Raw genomic sequence first — 19,659 nt, 5'->3', positions numbered from 1 at the left:
GGCGCAGCGCGCGGGGCGTTCGCAGTGCCCGCGCGGCAGCACGCGCGGCGTCAGGTACAGGCGCGGCGCGTGGGGTGGCGCGTCCGGCCCGGCGCAGCGCGCCGGGCGTTCGGATGGCCTGCGCGGCAGTGCCGCGCAAGCAGGCCATCCTCACCCAATCTGCCCCGTCAGCTCGTACATGGGCATGAGGATGCCCAGGATGACGATGCCGATCACGAAGGCCAGCACCATCGTGACGATGGGCACCAGCGCGGCGAGCATGCGGTCGAGCGCGTTCGAGGTTTCCTGCTCGAAGGTCTCGGCGGTGCGGATGAGCATCGAGTCCAGCGCGCCGGATTCCTCGCCTACCTGGATCATCTGCAGCGCCAGGCGGGGAAAGCGCTTGCCGCGGCCCAGCGCCGTGGACAGCGCGACGCCGTTCTTCACCTCGTCGGCGGCCTTCTCCGCGTCGTCGGCCAGCATGCGGTTGCCCAGCACGTTGCGACCGATGCCCAGCGCGGTGATCAGCGGCACGCCATTGCGCACCAGCGTGCCCAGCGTGCGTGCCAGCCGCGCCACTTCCATGCGCGCCACCAGCATGCCGGCGAACCGGCGTCGCAGCAGCCAGGCATCGAAGGCGAGCCGGAAGGCGGGATCGCGACGCTTGCGCTCGACCCACCACGTGGCCAGCGCCGGCAGGGCGACCAGCACGATCCAGAAGTCGCGCACGAAGTTGCCCAGGGCCAGGATCACCTGCGTGAACACGGGCAGCTCCGCGCCCAGGCTTTCGTACATCTGCGCGAACTGGGGGACCACGTACCCCAGCAGGAAGAGCAGGCTCAGCGTGACCATGACCAGCAGGATCGCCGGGTAGATCAGCGCATTGACCACGCGCGCCTGCAACGCGCGGGCGCGCTCGAGGTAATCGGCCAGCCGCGCCAGCGTCTCGTGCAGGTTTCCGCCGGCCTCGCCCGCGCGGACCATGTTCACGTACAGCCGCGAGAAGGTGCCGTGCTGCCGGTCCAGTGCGGTCGACAGCGAGGCGCCGCCGCGCACGGCCTCGCGGATGTCGGCGACGGTACGGCGCGCGGCCTCGTCATCGGGAAGTTCGAGCAGGATCGACAGCGCGCGGTCCAGGGGCTGGCCGGCGCCAAGCAGCGTGGCGAGCTGCTGGGTGAACTGCACCAGGCGCGGGCCCGCGAAAGGCTTGGGCTTGAGCAGCCCCTTCCAGAGCGCCGGACCGCCGCCTTCGCTCGCCGGCCGCGCCTCGACCGGCAGATGCCCCTGCCCCTGCAGCCGCTGCACGACCTCCTCGACGCTCGCGGCTTCCATCTGGCCGTCGAGCATCTCGCCGCGGGGGTTGAGGGCTTTGTAGCGGTAGAGGGGCATGGGCCGATTATGCCGACGGCGCGCCGGCAGTCGCGACCCTCGAGCCGTCATTCCCGCGAACGCGGGAATCCATGGACGTGGCCTTCGGGTGCTCGCCGATGACGTCGTGCCAGAGGTCGCGCCAGGACGGGTTGAAGCCGTCGATAAGCTCGAGCTTCCATGCGCGTCGCCACTTCTTCAGACGCTTCTCCCGTGCGATCGCTTCGTCCATGGCGTCATGCTGCTCGTACCACACGAGCCGGGCGACCCCGTACTTCGCCGTAAACCCGGGGACGAGGTGCTCGCGATGCTCCCAGATGCGGCGCACGAGGTCACTCGTCACGCCAATGTAGAGCGTGCCATTGCGGCCGCTCGCGAGCATGTAGACGCAGGGAGTCCGTTCCATCGATTCCTCCGTGTCGGCAGTGATGCAACGTCCATGGGTTCCCGCGTTCGCGGGAAAGACGGCAACGACAGGAGCACGGCCCGTCAACCCGCGGGACCGGACTCAGGCCTCCTCCGTCACCCGCAACACCTCCTCGATCGTCGTCAGCCCCGCCAGCGCCTTGGCGATGCCGTCCTCGTACATGGTGCGCATCCCGCCGTCGCGCGCGATGCGCTCGATCTCGCCCATGCCGGCATGGCGCATCACCGCGCGGCGCAGCTCGTCGTTCATGACCAGGAATTCCATGATGGTCGTGCGGCCGAGATAGCCGCTGGGCGCGATCGCCGACGGCTTCGGGCGGTAGAGGTAGATGTCGCCCTCGGGCTGCAGCCGGCGCAGGCCGAACTTCTCGATCTCCTCCGGCAGCGCGAGGTAACGCTCAGCATGCGTGGGCTCGAGCCTGCGCACCAGGCGCTGGGCGAGGATGCCGTTGATGGTCGAGGTCAGCAGGTAGTCCTCGACGCCCATGTCCAGCAGTCGCGTGATGCCGCCCGCCGCATTGTTCGTATGCAGCGTCGACAGCACCAGGTGGCCGGTGAGCGCGGACTGGATGGCGATGCGCGCGGTTTCCAGGTCGCGCATCTCGCCGATCATGATGATGTCCGGGTCCTGGCGCACGATCGAACGCAGCGCGTTGGCGAAGTCCAGCCCGATCGCGGGCTTGGCCTGGATCTGGTTGATGCCCTCGATCTGGTATTCGACCGGATCTTCCACCGTGATGATCTTGACGTCCGGCGTGTTGAGCTTGGACAGCGCCGTGTACAGCGTGGTCGTCTTGCCCGAGCCGGTCGGGCCGGTGACCAGCAGGATGCCGTGCGGAAGGTCGAGCACCTTCTGGAACTGCGGCAGGAACTCGGGCGTGAAGCCGAGCTTCTCGAAGCTCAGCACCACGCTCTCGCGATCGAGCAGTCGCATCACCACGCTCTCGCCATGCGCCGTCGGCACGGTGCTCACGCGCAGGTCGAGCTCGCGACCTTGCACGCGCATCTGGATGCGCCCGTCCTGCGGCAGGCGCCGCTCGGCGATGTTCAGCCGCGCCATGATCTTGATGCGGCTGATCACCGCCGCGGTGAGGTTGGCCGGCGGGCTCTCGCCCTCGTGCAGCACACCGTCGACGCGGTAGCGCACCTTGAGCTGGTTCTCGAAGGGCTCGATGTGGATGTCGGAGGCGCGCAACTCCACCGCGCGCTGGATGATGAGGTTCACCAGCCGGATCACCGGTGCCTCGGAGGCGAGGTCGCGCAGGTGCTCGACGTCGTCGAGCTCGCCGCCCTCGCCATCGGCCGTGTCGACGATCGCGCCCATCGCGCTGCGGCCCTGGCCATGCCAGCGCTCGATCAGCGCGTCGATCTCCGAACGCAGGGCCACCTGCGGATTGAGCGGACGCGCGATCGCCAGGCGCAATGCATCGAGCTGGTAGGCGTCCTGCGGGTCGGCCATCAGCACGTCGACGGCGGTGTCGGTCTCGCGGATGGGGCAGAGATGGAACTGCCGCATGAACTTCGGCGACAGCGCGACGTTCTCCGGCGGCAGGTCGGGCAGGTCCTTGGTCGATACCAGCGGCAGGTCGAGCACGCTGGCGACGGCCTCGGCATGGTCGCGCTCGGAGACCAGCCCCAGCCGGCCGAGCAGCGCCAGCAGCGGGCCGCCGGTCTCGGCCTCGAGCCGGCGGGCGCGTGCCAGGTCGGCGTCCTTGAGCCGGCCACGCTCGATCAGCAGCGCGACGATGCGCGCCTCGACGGGATCACCGCCGACCGATTCCCCGATGGAGTCGACAACCGCGTTCACGCGCACCTCCTGGCCAGAGGCGCGACTCTAGCAGGCGGGTTGCGAGGCGGTGGACGCACGGTTGAGCCGCGGATGGACACGGACCGGATGCGTCGCGAACGGCTGCCATAGGCATCGCGCCCTGATCCGGCGACGCATCTCAACGACGCGGCAATGCGGCCCGGCGCCGGCTACTCGAGCCTGCGCCGCGTCACTCGCCAAGGGGGAAACCCGACGGCCGCGCGCATGGGTTCGCTCCTGGCCCGGACAGCGTCCCGGCGACCGGATGCCGGGCTCAGCCACGGATGCACACGGATGAACACGGATCGGGGACGCGGCGGGCTGCCGCTACGTGCATCGCTCCGCGCCCGGGCAATGCGCGTTGGATGGCGCGGTCATGCAACCCGGCGCCGACCACCGAAGCCTGCGCCGAGCCGGCGCCGCGGGTGAACGCCCCGACACGAAATCCATCCGTGTCCATCGGCGTCCACCCGTGGCCGGGCCGCCTCAGCCCACCCAGGCGCGCGCGTTGCGGAACATCCGCAGCCAGGGCGAGTCGGCCGGCCAGTCGCGGGGGGCCCAGCTCAGGTTCGCCGTGCGCAGCGTGCGCTCGGGATGCGGCATGAGCAGGGTGACGCGGCCGTCCTGGCTGGTGAAGCCGGCGATGGCGTCGGTCGAACCGTTCGGGTTGAGCGGATAGGTCGAGGCCTGCTCGCCGCGGCCGTCGACGTAGCGTGCCGATACCGCGATGGCGATGCGTGCGGCGGGGTCGTCGAAGTGCACGCGTCCCTCGCCATGCGCCACCGCGACCGGGATGCGCGAGCCCTCCATGCCCCGCAGGAAGATCGAAGGCGATTCGGTGATCTGCAGCAGCCCCAGGCGCGCCTCGAACTGCTCGCTGCGGTTGCGCAGCAGGCGCGGGAAGTGCTCGGCGCCGGGGATCACCGGGGCCATCGACGCCATCATCTGGCAGCCGTTGCAGACACCCAGCGCGAACGTGTCCTCGCGCCGGAAGAAGGCCTCGAAGGCCACGCGCACGGTCGCGCGCTCCAGCGCGCTGGTCGCCCAGCCGCGGCCGGCGCCCAGCACGTCGCCATAGCTGAAGCCGCCGCAGGCGGCCAGGCCGGCGAACTCCGCGAGGTCGACGCGACCGGCGATGAGGTCGCTCATGTGCACGTCGACGGCGGTGAAGCCGGCACGGTCGAAGGCCCAGGCCATTTCGATCTGGCCGTTGACGCCCTGCTCGCGCAGGATCGCGACCTTCGGCCGCGCGCCGGCGTTCACGTAAGGCGCGGCGACGTCGTCGGAGGGATCGAACGTGAGCTGCGGCACCAGGCCCGGCGCGTCGAAATCACGCGCGATCGCGCGCTCCTCGTCCGCGCAGTCCGGGTTGTCGCGCAGGCGCTGCATGGCATGCGATACCGACCACCACGCGTCGAAGAGCTCCTGCCAGCGCCACTCGGCGATGGTCTCGCCGTCCCGCCGCACGCGCACCTGCGGCTGCGCGACCGGGCGCGCGATGCGCTGGGCGCAATCGATCAGGCCATGCTCGGCGACGAGGTCGGCGAACTCCGCGCGATCCTCGACGGCGACCTGCACGATCGCGCCGAGCTCTTCGTTGAACAGCGCACGGAACGGATCCTCGCCCCAGGCATCGAGCGAGATCTCCAGGCCCGTGCGCGAGCAGAACGCCATCTCGCAGAGCGCGGCGAAGGCACCGCCGTCGGAGCGGTCGTGGTAGGCGCGCACCAGGCCCGCGGTGCGCGCGGCGCGCATCAGCTCGAAGAAGTCGCACAGGCGCTGCGGGTCGTCGACGTCCGGAACGGGCCCGCCGAACGCCGGCATCGCGCCGTCGCCGCCCGCCTCGGGATGGCACTGCGCGAGCACCGAGCCGCCCAGGCGCTGCTTGCCGCCGCCGAGGCCGATCAGCCACAGGTCGCTGTCGACCTCGCGATCGAGCAGCGGGGTGAGCTGCGCGCGCACGTCGGCCACCGGCGCGAACGCGCTCACGATCAGCGACACGGGCGAGACCGACTTCTGCGGCGCGCCGTCGGCCTGCCACTGCGCCTGCATGGACAGCGAGTCCTTGCCGACCGGGATCGCCAGCTGCATCGCCGGGCACATCTCCATGGCGATCGCCTTCACCGCGTCGAACAGCAGGGCGTCCTCGCCGGGGTGGCCGGCCGCCGCCATCCAGTTCGCCGAGAGCTTGACGCGCTCGAGCGCTTCGACGGGCGCGGCGCAGAGGTTGGTGATCGCCTCGCCCACCGCCATGCGGGCGGCGGCGGCCGAGTCGAGCAGCGCGAGCGGGGTGCGCTCGCCGATGGCCATCGCCTCGCCGGCGTGCGTGTCGAAGCCGCTGAAGGTGATCGCGCAGTCGGCGACCGGCAGCTGCCACGGGCCGACCATCTGGTCGCGCGCGGTCAGGCCGCCGACGCTGCGGTCGCCGATGGTGACGAGGAAGCTCTTGGAGGCGACGGTCGGATGCGCCAGCACGCGCCGCGCGGCCTCGCGCAGGTCCAGCCCGTTCCACCTGAGCGCCGGCCACTTCGGTGCCGGTGGGTGCGCGGCGTCGCGATGCATCTTCGGCGGTTTGCCGAAGAGCACGTCCATGGGGATGTCGATGGCGTGCGGCGGGGATTCGGGATTCGGGATTCGGGATTCGGCAGGCGCGGCGTAGACACTTTCCACCGTCGCGCCGTGGCCGACCACCAGGCGCTCCTCGGCGGTGGCATGGCCGACCACCGCGAACGGGCAGCGCTCGCGCTCGCAGATCGCGGCGAACTCCTCCACGCGCTCCGGGGGCAGGCCGAGCACGTAGCGCTCCTGCGACTCGTTGCACCACAGCTGCATGGGCGAGAGCGAGGGATCGTCCGAGGGCACGCGGTCGAGGTCGATCACGCCTCCGAGGCCGGAGTCGTGCAGCAGCTCCGGGATCGCGTTCGACAGGCCGCCTGCGCCCACGTCGTGGATGGTCGCGATCGGGTTGAGTTCGCCGAGGGCGACGCAGCGGTCGATCACTTCCTGGCAGCGGCGCTCCATCTCCGGGTTGTCGCGCTGCACGCTGGCGAAATCGAGCGCTTCCTGGCTCTCGCCGCTCGCCACCGAGCTCGCCGCGCCGCCGCCCAGGCCGATGAGCATCGCCGGCCCGCCGAGGACGACGATCGCATCGCCGGGGCGCAGGCCGTGCTTCTGCACCTGGATGCGGTCGATGGCGCCCAGGCCGCCGGCGAGCATGATCGGCTTGTCGTAGGCGCGGGTGAGCACGGTGTCGCCCACGCGGCCTTCCGGCAGCTCGAAGCTGCGGAAGTAGCCGAGCAGGTTCGGGCGGCCGAACTCGTTGTTGAACGCGGCGGCGCCGATCGGCCCGTCGAGCATGATCTCAAGCGCCGGCGCCATGCGCGGATTGAGCGCGCGCTCGCCTTCCCAGGGCTGCGGCAGCGTCGGGATGCGCAGGTGCGAGACCGAGAAGCCGGCCAGGCCCGCCTTCGGCTTGCCGCCCCGGCCGGTCGCGCCCTCGTCGCGGATCTCGCCGCCGGCGCCGGTGGACGCGCCCGGGAAGGGCGAGATCGCGGTGGGGTGGTTGTGCGTCTCGACCTTGATGCAGAAGGCCGACTCGGCTTCGGGTTCGCTGCGGTAGACGAAGCCCGGGCCGGAGGGACGGAAGCGGCTGGCGCGGTAGCCTTCCACCACGGCTGCGTTGTCGCTGTAGGCACTCAGCGTGTACTGCGGCGTGGTGGCATGCGTGTGGCGGATCATGCCGAACAGCGACTTCGGCGCGTCGACACCGTCGATCGTCCAGCTGGCATTGAAGATCTTGTGCCGGCAGTGCTCGGAATTGGCCTGCGCGAACATCATCAGCTCGACGTCGGCGGGCGCGCGGCCGAGCGCGGCGTAGCGCTCGCGCAGGTAGGCGATCTCGTCGTCGGCCAGTGCCAGGCCCAGCCGCAGGTTGGCGTTCTCGAGGTCGGCCAGGTCGATGCGCTCCAGGTCGCCGCGCGATGGCGCCTCGAACAGCGCGATGGCGTCCTCGCGCGCCTCCAGCAGCGACTGCGTCATCGGATCGTGCAGCAGCTTCGCCAGCTGGCCCTGCGACATGGCGTCGGCCGGCCAGCCTTCGATGTCGACGCGCATGCCGCGCTCCACGCGCTGCACCGGCAGGCCCGCGCCTCGCAGAAGCTCGGTGGCCTTGCTCGACCACGGCGAGCGGGTGCCCAGGCGCGGGGTCACGTAGCGCGAGACGTCGCCCGCGGCGCGGTCGGCGAAGGTATCGCCGGCTTCCAGGATCTGGCCCAGCTTCGCCGGATCGGGCACGGCGCCCGGCTCCGGCAGCACCCAGTAGGTATGCCGGGTTCCGGTGATGCGGACGTGGGGGTGGAGGGCGCGGAGGCGAGCTTGGAGCCGCTCGAGGCGGAACGGCGACAGGGCGGGAGCGCCCTCGAGGACGATCATGTCCGAAGGACCGTGCGACGGCAGGGCCCTTCATTGTACCGGGTGCCGGCCCCGGACCGGCCGGCGCCCGGCGACGGCTCAGCCGGCAGCGGGCGCCGCAGGCTCCTGCGGCGCGGCCGAAGTGCCACGGGCGGCCAGCTCGTCCAGGATCTGGCGCAGGCGCGCGGCGGGCACGTAACCGCCGATCTGCGTGCCGTCCTCGGCCACGATCATCGGCGTGCCCGTCAGGCCGGCACGCTGGCCGACGTCGTACTGCTGGTTGATCGTGGTCTTGCACGTGCGCGGCGGAACGGGGCGGCCGTTCTTGGCGTCGGTCAGCGCCTTGCGGCGGTCCGGCGAGCACCAGACCGAAACCATCGTCCGGTAGTCCGGGCTGCCCAGGCCCGCGCGCGGGAACGCCAGGTATTCGATCGTGATGCCCTGGCCGTTGTAGTCGGCGATCTCGCTGTGCAGCTTCTGGCAATAGCCGCAGCTCACGTCGGTGAACACGGCCACGCGGTACTTGGGGTTGGGCGGCGCGAAGACGATGCGCTCGGAGGTCGGCACCGTTTCCAGCAGGCGCTTGCGCTGCGTGGCGAGCGAGGCCTCGGTGAGGTTGCTCTGCGTGCTGGTGTCGAACAGGGCCCCGCCCTGCCCGGGCAGGAACAGGTAGCGACCGTCGTCACTGACGTAGGCGATCTGCCCGCCCACCACGACCTCGCGGAAGCCCGGCAGCGGTGCGGCGCGCACCTGCTCGACCACCGACTGCGGGCTCAGTGCGCGGACGGCCTCCACCGCGCGTGCATCGGGCGTGCCCGCTTTTGCCTGCACCGCCGCGGGCCGGGCAGGTGCGGAGACCGCCTTGTTTTCGCCGGCCTGTGGCGCGGGCGACTGCGCGCAGGCGGAGAGACTCAAGGCACCGAGGGCGACGAACAGAAGGGACTTCATGCAGGCATCCGGGAGGCGACGGGCCGCGCAGCGGCTGGAGGGCGATTGTGGCATGCGGCCGGCGTCGCCTCCCCGCTGCGGGGGCCGGGCGTTCAGCGGGCACGCGTCCGCGGCGCATGTCGCGGCGGGATGCTGCATCGCCTTCGCCCTCGCGGTGGCGTAGCCATCGCCTTGCATCGCGGGGCGGACAGTGGCGCCACGGCGCGATGGTTCGGAACGCAGTCTGCCGCCCGTTGTCGTCGGCAATGTGGTTTCCGACCACGGCCCGGCCATCCGTGCCCCGCCGCGACCTGCCGCGCGGGAGGACAACGCGATCCCTGCGCTGACGTCCGGCCGGCAGCAATCCGGCTTCGGATGCCGCGGGCCGGGCATCCACGCGCCGGTCGTGACGTGGCGCGCGACGAGGCCACCCGGATCCCACCCGCTGCCGTCCGTGGCGCAGCAATTCGGCTTCGGAGGCTCGGCCCGGGCATCTGGGCCGGTCGTGACTTGCCGCGCCATAAGCCCACCCGGGCGCACCCGCTGCCGTCCATGGCGCAGCAATTCGGCTTCGGAGACTCGGGCCCGGCCATCCATGGCCGGTCGTGACTTGCCGCGCGATGCCACGTCAGTGGCATCGCAAGCGCGGCAAGTCACCCCCTCGGATGGTGCATCCGGTGGAGCTGCTTGAGCTTCTCGCGCGCCACCAGCGTGTAGATCTGGGTGGTCGACAGCGACCCGTGGCCGAGCAGCATCTGCAGCGCGCGCAGGTCGGCGCCGTGGTTGAGCAGGTGGGTCGCGAAGCTGTGGCGCAGGCCGTGGGGGCTGATGCGCGCGGGGTCGATGCCGGCCCGCGCGGCCATGCGCTTGACCGTCGCCCAGAACTGCTGGCGCGTGAGCGGCTCGCCGCCGGCGGCCACGAACAGGGTGGCCGGCGTGCGCCCCTTCCCCGCCAGCAGCGGGCGCGCCTGGGCGACGTAGCGCTCGATCCAGTGCTGCGCTTCCTCGCCCATGGGCACCAGGCGTTCGCGGCTGCCCTTGCCCGTCACGCGCAACGCGCCCTGGCGCAGGTTCACCGCCTGGGCGGGCAGCTCCACCAGTTCGCTCACGCGCAGGCCGGTGGCGTACATCAGCTCGAGCATGGCGCGGTCGCGCAGGCCATCCGGCGTGCCCACGTCGGGCGCGGAAACCAGGGCGGCGACCTGGCTTTCCGTCAGCGCCTTGGGCAGCAGCCGCGGCAGCGTGGGCGAGGCCAGCAGCGTGCCGGGATCATCCGCGCGCAGGTGCTGGCGCACCGCCCAGGCGTAGAACCCGCGCAGGGCCGACAGCAGGCGGGCGTTGCTGCGCGGCGAGTAACCGCTTCGCGCGCGCCAGGCGAGATAGGCGGAGAGCTCGGCCGAGCCCGCGGCGAGCAGCGCGCCCTCGCGCGCGCTCCAGCGCGAGAAGCCGGCGAGGTCGCGGCGGTAGCTCTCGCGGCTGGCCGGCGACAGGCCCGTCTCGGCCCAGACCGCGTCCAGGAAGCGGTCGATCAGCCGTGCCTCGCCGGGCGGCAGCACGGGCAGCCGACGCGCGGCCATGCGGCGCTCCGCGACGCCCTGGCCCACGCGGCGCGGGGGAGTATCGGAACTCATGCGGCGAGCTTAGCCACTATGCTTTCGCGATGGCATCGACACCCGTACCGCGCGCCCACGTCGGCTGGCGCCTGCTCGCGCTGTTCTACGACTTCTGGCCGGTGGCCGCGCTGTGGATGCTCGTCTCCGCGGCGTTCAACCTCGCCTACACGTTCGCCGGGCACGACGCGCGCGAGTACGTGGCGCCGTTCACCCTGTTGGGCTGGCTGCTGTGGATCGCATGCTGGCTCGTGGCGGGTGCCTATGCCGTCGTCAGCTGGCGACGCGGCGGCCAGACGCTGGGCATGCGCCCATGGCGCCTGCGCGTGGTAGGGCCGGACGGCGGCAATGCGAGCACGCGCGCGCTCGTGCGCCGCTACGCCGCGGGAACGCTCTCGCTGCTCGCGGCCGGCGCGGGTTTCTGGTGGGCCCTGTTCGACCGCGACCGCCTGACCTGGCACGACCGCGTGAGCGGTACGCGCCTCGTGCGCGACCCGAAGCGCGCCTGAGCGCGCAGTCGAGGCGACGTCGCGACGGCGATGCGGAATGCGGAACGCGGAACGCGGATGCTTCGCCGAGCCGCCCCGCACGGGAGAGGGGTCGCGTCGCGGACCGCACCCGGCGAGGCTCGGGCTCGGACGCGGCCGCGGCCCACGAGCGCCGGCCTCCGCGATCATGACGGCTGCGGGTGACGTCGGCCCGTCCTAGCCCGAGCGCCTGCGGAACAGCGCCACCGACACGGCCACCATCACCAGGATCGGCACGAGGTAGGCCACGCGGTAGTCGAGGTCGAAGACGTTGGCCAGCTGCACGAACTGCACCTGCACCAGGCGGAAGCCCAGCGCGAACACCACGCCGATGAACAGGCGCCGCCCCAGGCCGCCGCTGCGCAACGTGCCGAAGGCGAACGGCGCCGCCGCCAGGACCAGCGCCAGCACGTTGAGCGGGTAGAACCAGCGGCCCCAGTAGTGCTCCTCGAACTGGCTGGCATCGAGGCCGTTGCGCTCGCGGTAGTCGATCGCCGCGCGCAGCTCGTGCGAGGTCAGGTAGCGGGGGCGATCGAGGTCGGCGGTGAGCGCGGTGGTGTCGAGCTTCGAGGCCCAGCGTTCCTCCGGCACCTGCACGCGCGTGACCGATTTGGCCGCGAACTGCGTGCGGGTGACGTCCCGCAGCGTCCAGGCGCCCGGGCGGTGCTCGGCCACGCGCGCCTGCGCGATGGACTTCAGCCGCCCGTCTTCCTCGAATTCGTACAGGCGCACGTCGCGCAGCTCCAGCCAGCGCTGGCCATCGTCGGACTCGCGCTCGTGCCCGCCCTGCGCGTTGAGGATGACGTCGCCCTCGCGCGCCCACAGGCCCGAATAGCGCGCCACCACCGTGTCGCCCGACGTGGAGGTCTGCTTGAGCACGTTCGCCTGGCGCTCGCCCCAGGGGCCGAGGGTCTCACCGCTGAAGACCATCGCCGCGGTGAGCACGGCGATCGCGCCGGCCACGCTCAGCGTCAGGCGCCGGCGCGAGAGGCCGAGCGCGCGCAGCGCGGTCAGTTCGGACGACGTCGCCAGCTGGCCCAGCGCCATCAGCGCACCGATCACCGCGGCGGTCGGGAACAGCTCGTAGCCGCGGCGCGGCGTGGTGTAGGCCACGTGCGCCAGCGCGCGGCCGAAGCCGTAGTCGCCCTTGCCCACGTCGCCGAACTGGTCGAACAGCGCGATCACCAGGTCCAGGCCGACGAGCACGAACCAGGTCAGCAGCACCGTACCCAGCACGCTGCGGGCGATGTAGAGGTCGTGCAGCTTCGGGAAGGGCCTCATCGCGCCGCCCCCACCGCCCGCGGCCGGCGCATGCGGCCATCGCCCAAGTACAGCCAGGCGGCGAGCGCCAGCAGGGGCAGCACCAGCCACCACAGGCCCGCCGAGGCCGGCATCCGCCCGATCTCGAGCCAGCGCGTGCCCAGCAGCAGAAGCTGGAAGCTCACGAGGTAGGCCAGCACGCCGAGCGTCACCCGGCCGTAGCGCGCCTGGCGCGGCGAACTGCGCGCCAGCGGCACCGCCAGCAGCGCGAAGGCGAGCGCCAGCAGCGGCGGCGCGACGCGCCAGTGCAGCTGCGCCTTGGCCTCGCGGCGCGGGTCGGCCAGGAGGGCGGTGGTGGGCATCAGTTCCGGATCGTTGGGATCGAACCGGCGCTCGGTGGCCGGCATCTGCGCCTCGTTGCGGCGATAGCGCATCAGGCGGTAATCACGCGAGGCGCCCTCGCGCGGGCCTTCCACCTCGAAACCGTCCTCGAGCACGAGGAAACGCTGGCCCTTGTCGTCCACTTCCAGGTGGCCGCGGTTGGAGGTGGTGACGTCCAGCCGGTCGCCCTTCTGGCGGTAGATGAAGATGCGCTCGAAGCGGCTGCCGTCGCCGGAGATCCGGCCCACGAAGACCACGCCGCCATTGGCGATCGGGGTGAAACGGCCCGGCTCCAGCCCGGCCACCAGCAGGTTGCGGCTGGCCTCGCTGACCATGCGCTTTGCCGAGCGCTCGGCCGCCGGCGCCAGCCACAGCGAGCACAGCGCGACCACCGTGATCACCGGCAGCACCAGGGCGAGCAGCGGGCGCAGCATGCGCCTTGGCCCCACGCCCACGGACTGGATCACCGGCATCTCCGAGTCGCGGTAGAGCCGGCCGACGGCGAGCATGAGCCCGATCATCAGCGCCAGGGGCAGGATGATCGGCAGCCAGTTCACGAACAGAAGGCCCAGCTGCGGCAGCAGCATGTCCACCGGCACCCGGCCCTCGGCGATGTCGGCCAGGACGCGCGCGAAGGCCGCGCCGAAGACCACGATCATCAGCACCAGCGTGGTGGCGAACGTGGCCTGCACGAATTCGGACAGCAGATAACGGTCGAATTTCAGCATTCTCGGGCGCTGCTTTAGACTCGTGGCTCGTTCAACGGCCCGGCCGCCGCCCGCATCGGGCGCCGCGGGAATGAGTTTTCCGGGCACGTCCGCCCGGGACCTCGGCCCTCAAGGCCGGCGATTGTACGTAAATCCATTTCGATGACTTTTCGCCGGGAACCTGCTGGATGGCCCTTGAATTCGACTTGAACTCCGCCTCGCCCGCCTCGGTGGCGGCCGACTGCGTCATCGTCGGCGTGTTTGCCGACAAGACCCTGACGGCCCCGGCGTCGGCACTGGATGAAGCGGCCGGCGGTCGCATCGCGGCGCTGGTCGAACGCGGCGACGTCTCGGGCAAGACCGGCAAGGTCGCGATGCTGCACGACCTCGACGGGATCGCGGCCCCGCGCGTGCTGGTGGTGGGGCTGGGCGAGCAGGCCAAGTTCGGCGTGCCGCAGTACATCAAGGCCGTGGGCGACGCCGCCCGCGCGCTCAAGGCCGGACCGGTGGCGCATGCGCTGACCACCCTGCCGCAGGTGCCGGTGAACGGCCGCGATGCGGGCTGGGCGATCCGCCAGGCCGTGATCGCCACCGACCACGCCTGCTACCGCTACACCGCCACCCTGGGCGAGAAGTCCAAGGCCAAGATCGAGCCGGGCCTTGCCCGCCTGTCGGTCGCCGGCGACGACGCGCAGGCGCTGGCGCAGGGCCAGGCCATCGCCGCGGGCGTGCAGTTCGCCCGCGAGCTCGGCAACCTGCCGCCCAACATCTGCAACCCGACCTACCTCGGCCAGCAGGCGCAGGAATTCGCCGCGCGCTTCGCCGAATGCTCCTGCGAGGTGCTGGACCGCGAGCAGATGGAGCAGCTCGGCATGGGCTCGCTGCTCTCGGTCGCGCGCGGCTCGGCCAATCCCCCGAAGCTCGTGGTGCTGCACTACCGCGGCGCCGGCGACGCCAGGCCGTACGTGCTCGTGGGCAAGGGCATCACCTTCGACACCGGCGGCATCAACCTCAAGGTGCAGGGCGGCGTCGAGGAAATGAAGTACGACATGTGCGGCGCGGCCACCGTCATGGGCACGTTCGTGGCCGCCGTCGGCATGAAGCTGCCGGTCAACCTCACCGTGATCGTGCCGGCGGTCGAGAACATGCCCGACGGCAATTCCTACCGCCCTTCCGACGTCATCACCTCGATGTCGGGCAAGACGATCGAGGTCGGCAATACCGACGCCGAAGGCCGCCTGATCCTCTGCGACGCCCTCACCTACGCGCAGCGCTTCGAGCCGGCCGCGCTGGTCGACGTGGCCACGCTCACCGGCGCCTGCGTGATCGCGCTGGGCAAGTACGCCACCGGCCTGATGAGCAAGCACGAGGACCTCTCGGCCGAGCTGGTCAAGGCCGGCGAGGAGGTCTTCGACCGCGCCTGGCCGCTGCCGCTCTGGGACGAGTACCAGACCCAGCTCGAGTCCACCTTCGCCGACGTCTACAACATCGGCGGCCGCTGGGCCGGCGCGATCACCGCGGGCTGCTTCCTCGCGCGCTTCACGGAAGGGCAGCGCTGGGCGCACCTGGACATCGCCGGCGTGGCCAACGACGAGGGCAAGCGCGGCATGGCCACCGGCCGCCCGGTCGGCCTGCTGTCGCAGTGGCTGATGGATAGGAGCCGGGAGTCGTGATTCGGGATCCGGGATTGGCGGACGCGGCATGCCGCGACCTGCCGCTCCCGGACTCCGTCCATCACGTCGCCCGCGCGGCACAATCGTCGTGAACCGCTCCTGCGAATCCCGAATCCCGAATCACGAATCCCGGCTCTCATGCGCGCCGACTTCTACCTGATCACCACGCCGCGGTTCCGCGAAGAGCCGCTGCGGCTGGTCTGCGAGCTGGTGAAGAAGGCGTTCAACGCCGGCCTGCCCACGCTCGTGCTGGCGCGCTCGGCCGGGCAGGCCGAGGCGCTGGACGACCTGCTCTGGGACATGGGCGACGACGTCTTCATCCCGCACCAGATCATCGGGCTGGACGAGGACGAGGAGGAAGCGGAGGTGCTGATCGCGCCACCCGAAGCCGACGTCGCCCTGCGCCCGCTGGTGATCAACCTGCGCGACGCGGCGGTCGAAGGCGCCTTCGACCGCGTGCTCGAGGTCGTGCCCGCCGACGAATCCGCCCGCGGCCCGCTGCGCGAGCGCTGGAAGCAGTACCAGGCGCGCGGGCTGGAGCTGAAGAAGCACGACATGTGAGAAGCCGGGATTCGGGATCCGGGATTCGGGATTGGAAAGCAGCCCGCACCACGGTCCTGTTCCGGCCAGTGCAGAAGCCCGCGCCACCCCTGCGAACCCCCAATCCCGAATCCCGAATCCCGCCCCATGACCCTCGCCCCCGGCTTCGACCCCACCCAGTTCGAGACGCGCCTGTACCAGCAATGGGAGGCAAGCGGCGTGTTCAAGCCGCGTGGCAGCGGCGAGCCCTACACCATCCTGCTGCCCCCGCCGAACGTCACCGGCACGCTGCACATGGGCCATGCGTTCCAGCACACGCTGCAGGACGCGCTGATCCGCTACAAGCGCATGTGCGGCTTCGACGTGCTCTGGCAGATGGGCACCGACCACGCCGGCATCGCCACCGAGATGGTGGTCTCGCGCAACCTCGCGTTGGAGGGCCGGGGCGAGACGCGCGACTCGCTGGGTCGCGAGCGCTTCGTCGCCAAGGTCTGGGAGTGGAAGCAGCAGTCGGGCGACACGATCGAGCGGCAGATGCGTCGGCTGGGCACGTCCGGCGACTGGACGCGCAGCGTCTTCACCATGGATCCCATGGCCGCCGACGCCGTGCGCGAGGCCTTCGTGCGCCTGTTCGAGGAGGGCCTGATCTACCGCGGCCAGCGCCTGGTCAATTGGGACCCGGTACTCAGGACCGCGATCTCCGACCTCGAAGTGGTCAACGAGGAAGAGGACGGTTTCCTCTGGTCGATCCGCTATCCGCTCGCCGGTGGCGCCACGTACGAGCACGTCGAACGCGACGCCGACGGCAACGAGGTACTGCGCGAGACGCGCGACTACCTGGTGGTGGCCACCACGCGCCCGGAGACGATGCTCGGCGACACCGCGGTGATGGTGCACCCCGACGACGAGCGCTATGCCGCGCTTCACGGCAAGGCCGTGGAGCTGCCGGTGACCGGCCGCCGCATCCCGGTGATCACCGACGACTACGTCGACCGCGCCTTCGGCACCGGCGTGGTGAAGGTCACGCCCGCGCATGATTTCAACGACTACGCCGTCGGCCAGCGCCATTCGCTGCCGCTCATCAACATCTTCGCGCCCGATGCGAAGGTGATCGACGGCGCGCCCGCCGACGCGGCAGGCGTCCCGCAGGCCTACCGCGGCCTCGATCGTTTCGATGCGCGCAAGGCGGTGCTCGCCGACCTGGAAGCGCAGGGCCTGCTGGTCGAGACCAAGGCGCACAAGCTGCAGGTGCCGCGCGGCGACCGCACGGGCCAGGTGATCGAGCCGTACCTGACGGACCAGTGGTTCGTGCGCATGGAAACGCTGGGCGCGAAGGGTCTCGCGTTGGCGGAATCCGGGGCCGTGAAGTTCGTCCCTTCGAATTGGATCAACACCTACCGCCACTGGATGGAGAACATCCAGGACTGGTGCATCTCGCGCCAGCTCTGGTGGGGCCATCGCATCCCCGCCTGGTACGACGCGGCCGGCCGCGTCTACGTCGGCCGCAGCGAGGACGCCGTGCGTGCCGCGCACGGGCTCGGCAGCGACGTCGCCCTGACGCAGGACGCCGACGTGCTGGAGACCTGGTTCTCCTCCGCGCTCTGGCCCTTCAGCACGCAGGGCTGGCCGAACGAGCAGCTCATGGCCGAGCGCGGCTTCGAGCGCTACGTGCCGTCCAGCGTGCTCGTCACCGGCTTCGACATCATCTTCTTCTGGGTCGCCCGGATGATCATGATGACCGACCACTTCACCGGCGAAGTACCGTTCAAGGACGTCTACATCACTGGCCTCGTGCGCGATGCGCAGGGCCAGAAGATGAGCAAGTCCAAGGGCAACATCCTCGACCCGCTGGACCTCATCGACGGCATCTCGCTCGACGACCTCGTCGCCAAACGCACGTCGGGCCTGATGCAGCCGAAGATGGCCGAGAAGATCGAGAAGGCCACGCGCAGGGAGTTCCCCAACGGCATCCCCGCCTTCGGCGCCGACGCGCTGCGCTTCACCATCTGCGCGCTGGCCACCCACGGCCGCGACATCAAGTTCGACCTCGGCCGTGCGGAAGGCTACAAGAACTTCTGCAACAAGCTGTGGAACGCCACGCGCTTCGTGCTGATGAACACGGACGGTTACACCGCCTCGGGCGCGCCCACGCCCTCGACCGATGCCGAGCGCTGGATCCTCGCCCAGCTTGCGCGCGTGGCCGCCGAGGCCGAGCAGCACTTCGCCGACTACCGCTTCGACCTGCTCGCCCAGGCGCTGTACGAGTTCGCCTGGAACCAGTTCTGCGACTGGTTCGTCGAGCTCGCCAAGCCGGCGCTCAACGGCGACGACGCGGCGGCCGCCGACAGCACGCGCCACACCCTGCTGTTCGTGCTCGAGCGCCTGCTTTCCCTGCTGCATCCGCTGATCCCGTTCGTGACCGAGGAGCTGTGGCAGGCGGTCGCCCCGAAGCTGGGCGTGGCCGAGACGACGATCATGCTGCGCCCCTACCCGACCGCGGCGGAACTGCCCGCCAGCGACGCGCAGGCCGAGGCTGCGGTGGAATGGCTCAAGGCGGTGATCTCCTCGGTGCGCCGCATCCGCAGCGAGCTCAACGTCGCTCCGTCCCGGCAGGTGCCGCTGCTGGTGGCCGGGGGCGATGCCGCCGACCGCGAGCGCACCGCGCGCTTTCATTCGCAGCTGCGCTTTCTCTGCAAGCTCGACTCGATCGACGTGCTCGACGATGCCGACGCCGCGCCGGCCTGTGCCGCGGGCGTGGTGGGCGAGCTCAAGCTGCTGGTGCCGCTGGAAGGCCTGGTCGACCTGGGCGCCGAGCGCGCGCGCCTGGACAAGGAACTCAGGCGCGTGGACGGCGAGATCGCCAAGTCGCAGGGCAAGCTCGCCAGCGAGACCTTCGTGGCCAACGCGCCGGCCGCGGTCGTCGAGCAGGAGCGGCGCCGCCTGGCGGACTGGACCACGCAGCGCGAGGCGCTGGCGGTGCAGCGGGCGAAGCTGGGCTGAAGGCCGCTACCGCGCGTAGGCGTCGGAATAGCTCGCTTCCTGCGGGCGACGCGAGCGCATGCGTCGCTCGATCTCGTCCGCGTCCACGTGCACCAGCCGGCAGGGGGCGGTGTCCTCGGGCAACCGGACCAGCGCGCCCACGAGGCGGATGTAGACCGGACCTGAACTGCGCCGCCCGTTATGGGTGAAGTACACGCCCTGGTGCGAACGCAACACCACCGCGTTCGCCCCGCCTGCGGATGCCTCCGCCGCGAGCTTGTCCAGCGCGGCCGAGACCTTGACCACGGGCACGCGGCTGTCGTCGGTGATCGCGCTGACCTTGCGCCCGATCTCCACTTCGGCCGAGCCCAGCTTTGCGTGCGTGCAGGGCGGCGTCTCCAGAAGCACCGGCACCGGCAGCATGATCGTCGCCAACAGCCATCCCGTTGCGTTCCGCATAGGAGCTCCCTGCGTGGACCTATGGTTCGGCGAGCAGTTCCATCGCCATGACGATCGCGTCCTCGCGCCCGTCGCGCGCGGGGTAGTAGCGGGGCCGGCGCCCGATCTCGTTGAAGCCTTCCTGGTGGTAGAGCGCGATCGCGCCCGTATTGGACGGCCGCACCTCGAGGAAGATGCGCTGCGCCCCGCGGGCGCGGGCCAGGTGCACCAGCGAGCGCAGCATGCGGCGGCCGTGGCCGTGGCCCTGGTGCTCCGGCGCCACCGCGATGTTGAGCACGTGCGCCTCGCCGGCGGCGAGGCTCATCAGGAAGTAGCCGATGACCGCGCCGTCGCGCTCGAGCAGCCAGGCCATGTAGTCCGCGCGCAGGCAGTCGCGGAAGATGCCCGCGGTCCAGGGGAACTCGTAGGCGCGGCGTTCGACGTCGTGCACCGCCTCGACATCGGCCTCGCGCATGGGCCGCAGCGCGGCGGCGTCGCGACCGGCCTGCAGCGCGGCGTTCATCGCGTGCGCGCCGCCTTGCGCAGGGGCCTGAGCGCGCGCCAGAGGGCGCGCCGGGACGCCGGGTCACGCGGCGGATGCAGGGCGAGCAGCGGCGCCAGGTCGAC

General features: G+C 71.0%; 14 protein-coding genes. 4 read left to right on the top strand and 10 right to left on the bottom strand.

What is annotated here, in order from left to right:
- Positions 1 to 150 precede the first annotated feature (150 nt).
- The 6 genes from EYQ95_RS23830 to xerD form a co-directional block, all read right to left on the bottom strand.
- A complete protein-coding gene (locus EYQ95_RS23830) occupies positions 151 to 1,368 on the bottom strand; it encodes a type II secretion system F family protein (RefSeq protein WP_132331303.1) in 1,218 nt (405 codons plus the stop codon).
- 7 nt (positions 1,369 to 1,375) lie between these two features.
- Entirely contained in the window at positions 1,376 to 1,753 is a 378-nt protein-coding gene (locus EYQ95_RS23825) for a GIY-YIG nuclease family protein (protein WP_132331301.1), read from the bottom strand.
- A gap of 102 nt (positions 1,754 to 1,855) precedes the next feature.
- Complete coding sequence (gene gspE, locus EYQ95_RS23820) at positions 1,856 to 3,559, bottom strand: type II secretion system ATPase GspE (protein WP_132331305.1); 1,704 nt, start codon at positions 3,557 to 3,559, stop codon at positions 1,856 to 1,858.
- A gap of 507 nt (positions 3,560 to 4,066) precedes the next feature.
- Positions 4,067 to 8,011: a phosphoribosylformylglycinamidine synthase gene (purL, locus tag EYQ95_RS23815; RefSeq protein WP_132331299.1), complete on the bottom strand. Its 3,945-nt coding sequence runs from the start codon at positions 8,009 to 8,011 to the stop codon at positions 4,067 to 4,069.
- Positions 8,012 to 8,089: 78 nt separating this feature from the next.
- The gene (locus EYQ95_RS23810; protein WP_132331297.1) at positions 8,090 to 8,938 is read right to left on the bottom strand and encodes a DsbC family protein; all 849 of its coding nucleotides are present in this window, start codon (positions 8,936 to 8,938) and stop codon (positions 8,090 to 8,092) included.
- A 632-nt stretch (positions 8,939 to 9,570) separates the two neighbouring features.
- Entirely contained in the window at positions 9,571 to 10,548 is a 978-nt protein-coding gene (xerD, locus tag EYQ95_RS23805; protein WP_132331295.1) for a site-specific tyrosine recombinase XerD, read from the bottom strand.
- Between the two features lie 29 nt (positions 10,549 to 10,577).
- Here xerD and EYQ95_RS23800 point away from each other — a divergent pair, with 29 nt between their 5' ends.
- Positions 10,578 to 11,036, top strand: coding sequence for an RDD family protein (locus tag EYQ95_RS23800; RefSeq protein ID WP_132331293.1), 459 nt, complete (start codon positions 10,578 to 10,580; stop codon positions 11,034 to 11,036).
- A gap of 195 nt (positions 11,037 to 11,231) precedes the next feature.
- Here EYQ95_RS23800 and lptG read toward each other — a convergent pair whose 3' ends face one another.
- Together lptG and lptF are read right to left on the bottom strand one after the other, a co-directional pair.
- The gene (gene lptG, locus EYQ95_RS23795; protein WP_132331291.1) at positions 11,232 to 12,335 is read right to left on the bottom strand and encodes an LPS export ABC transporter permease LptG; all 1,104 of its coding nucleotides are present in this window, start codon (positions 12,333 to 12,335) and stop codon (positions 11,232 to 11,234) included.
- Positions 12,332 to 13,423 (bottom strand): LPS export ABC transporter permease LptF, encoded by a 1,092-nt coding sequence (lptF, locus tag EYQ95_RS23790; RefSeq protein ID WP_132331289.1) that lies wholly within the window; start codon positions 13,421 to 13,423, stop codon positions 12,332 to 12,334. The genes lptG and lptF overlap by 4 nt, the downstream gene beginning before the upstream one ends.
- Before the next feature lie 167 nt (positions 13,424 to 13,590).
- Here lptF and EYQ95_RS23785 point away from each other — a divergent pair, with 167 nt between their 5' ends.
- From EYQ95_RS23785 to EYQ95_RS23775, 3 genes are all read left to right on the top strand, one after another.
- On the top strand, positions 13,591 to 15,075 hold the full coding sequence (locus EYQ95_RS23785; protein ID WP_132331287.1) for a leucyl aminopeptidase: 1,485 nt from the start codon (positions 13,591 to 13,593) through the stop codon (positions 15,073 to 15,075).
- A gap of 138 nt (positions 15,076 to 15,213) precedes the next feature.
- On the top strand, positions 15,214 to 15,636 hold the full coding sequence (locus EYQ95_RS23780; RefSeq protein WP_132331285.1) for a DNA polymerase III subunit chi: 423 nt from the start codon (positions 15,214 to 15,216) through the stop codon (positions 15,634 to 15,636).
- A gap of 126 nt (positions 15,637 to 15,762) precedes the next feature.
- Positions 15,763 to 18,615, top strand: a complete 2,853-nt coding sequence (locus EYQ95_RS23775) for a valine--tRNA ligase (RefSeq protein ID WP_132331283.1) — start codon at positions 15,763 to 15,765, stop codon at positions 18,613 to 18,615.
- A 6-nt stretch (positions 18,616 to 18,621) separates the two neighbouring features.
- Here EYQ95_RS23775 and EYQ95_RS23770 read toward each other — a convergent pair whose 3' ends face one another.
- Together EYQ95_RS23770 and rimI are read right to left on the bottom strand one after the other, a co-directional pair.
- The gene (locus tag EYQ95_RS23770) at positions 18,622 to 19,029 is read right to left on the bottom strand and encodes a hypothetical protein (protein WP_132331281.1); all 408 of its coding nucleotides are present in this window, start codon (positions 19,027 to 19,029) and stop codon (positions 18,622 to 18,624) included.
- Between the two features lie 43 nt (positions 19,030 to 19,072).
- On the bottom strand, positions 19,073 to 19,555 hold the full coding sequence (gene rimI, locus EYQ95_RS23765; protein WP_132331279.1) for a ribosomal protein S18-alanine N-acetyltransferase: 483 nt from the start codon (positions 19,553 to 19,555) through the stop codon (positions 19,073 to 19,075).
- Positions 19,556 to 19,659: the final 104 nt, after the last annotated feature.

The organism is Lysobacter sp. N42 (assembly GCF_004344885.1).
This window is presented reverse-complemented; position numbering and strand designations above follow the sequence as displayed.

What these genes read in the sequence shown, in the direction of transcription:
- EYQ95_RS23780 (WP_132331285.1), top strand. Translation starts at nt 15,214, where the DNA reads ATGCGCGCCGACTTCTACCTGATCACCACGCCGCGGTTCCGCGAAGAG.
- lptG (WP_132331291.1), bottom strand. Translation starts at nt 12,335, where the DNA reads ATGAGGCCCTTCCCGAAGCTGCACGACCTCTACATCGCCCGCAGCGTG.
- EYQ95_RS23825 (WP_132331301.1), bottom strand. Translation starts at nt 1,753, where the DNA reads ATGGAACGGACTCCCTGCGTCTACATGCTCGCGAGCGGCCGCAATGGC.
- EYQ95_RS23785 (WP_132331287.1), top strand. Translation starts at nt 13,591, where the DNA reads ATGGCCCTTGAATTCGACTTGAACTCCGCCTCGCCCGCCTCGGTGGCG.
- EYQ95_RS23775 (WP_132331283.1), top strand. Translation starts at nt 15,763, where the DNA reads ATGACCCTCGCCCCCGGCTTCGACCCCACCCAGTTCGAGACGCGCCTG.
- EYQ95_RS23830 (WP_132331303.1), bottom strand. Translation starts at nt 1,368, where the DNA reads ATGCCCCTCTACCGCTACAAAGCCCTCAACCCCCGCGGCGAGATGCTC.
- EYQ95_RS23810 (WP_132331297.1), bottom strand. Translation starts at nt 8,938, where the DNA reads ATGAAGTCCCTTCTGTTCGTCGCCCTCGGTGCCTTGAGTCTCTCCGCC.
- rimI (WP_132331279.1), bottom strand. Translation starts at nt 19,555, where the DNA reads ATGAACGCCGCGCTGCAGGCCGGTCGCGACGCCGCCGCGCTGCGGCCC.
- lptF (WP_132331289.1), bottom strand. Translation starts at nt 13,423, where the DNA reads ATGCTGAAATTCGACCGTTATCTGCTGTCCGAATTCGTGCAGGCCACG.
- xerD (WP_132331295.1), bottom strand. Translation starts at nt 10,548, where the DNA reads ATGAGTTCCGATACTCCCCCGCGCCGCGTGGGCCAGGGCGTCGCGGAG.
- EYQ95_RS23800 (WP_132331293.1), top strand. Translation starts at nt 10,578, where the DNA reads ATGGCATCGACACCCGTACCGCGCGCCCACGTCGGCTGGCGCCTGCTC.
- purL (WP_132331299.1), bottom strand. Translation starts at nt 8,011, where the DNA reads ATGATCGTCCTCGAGGGCGCTCCCGCCCTGTCGCCGTTCCGCCTCGAG.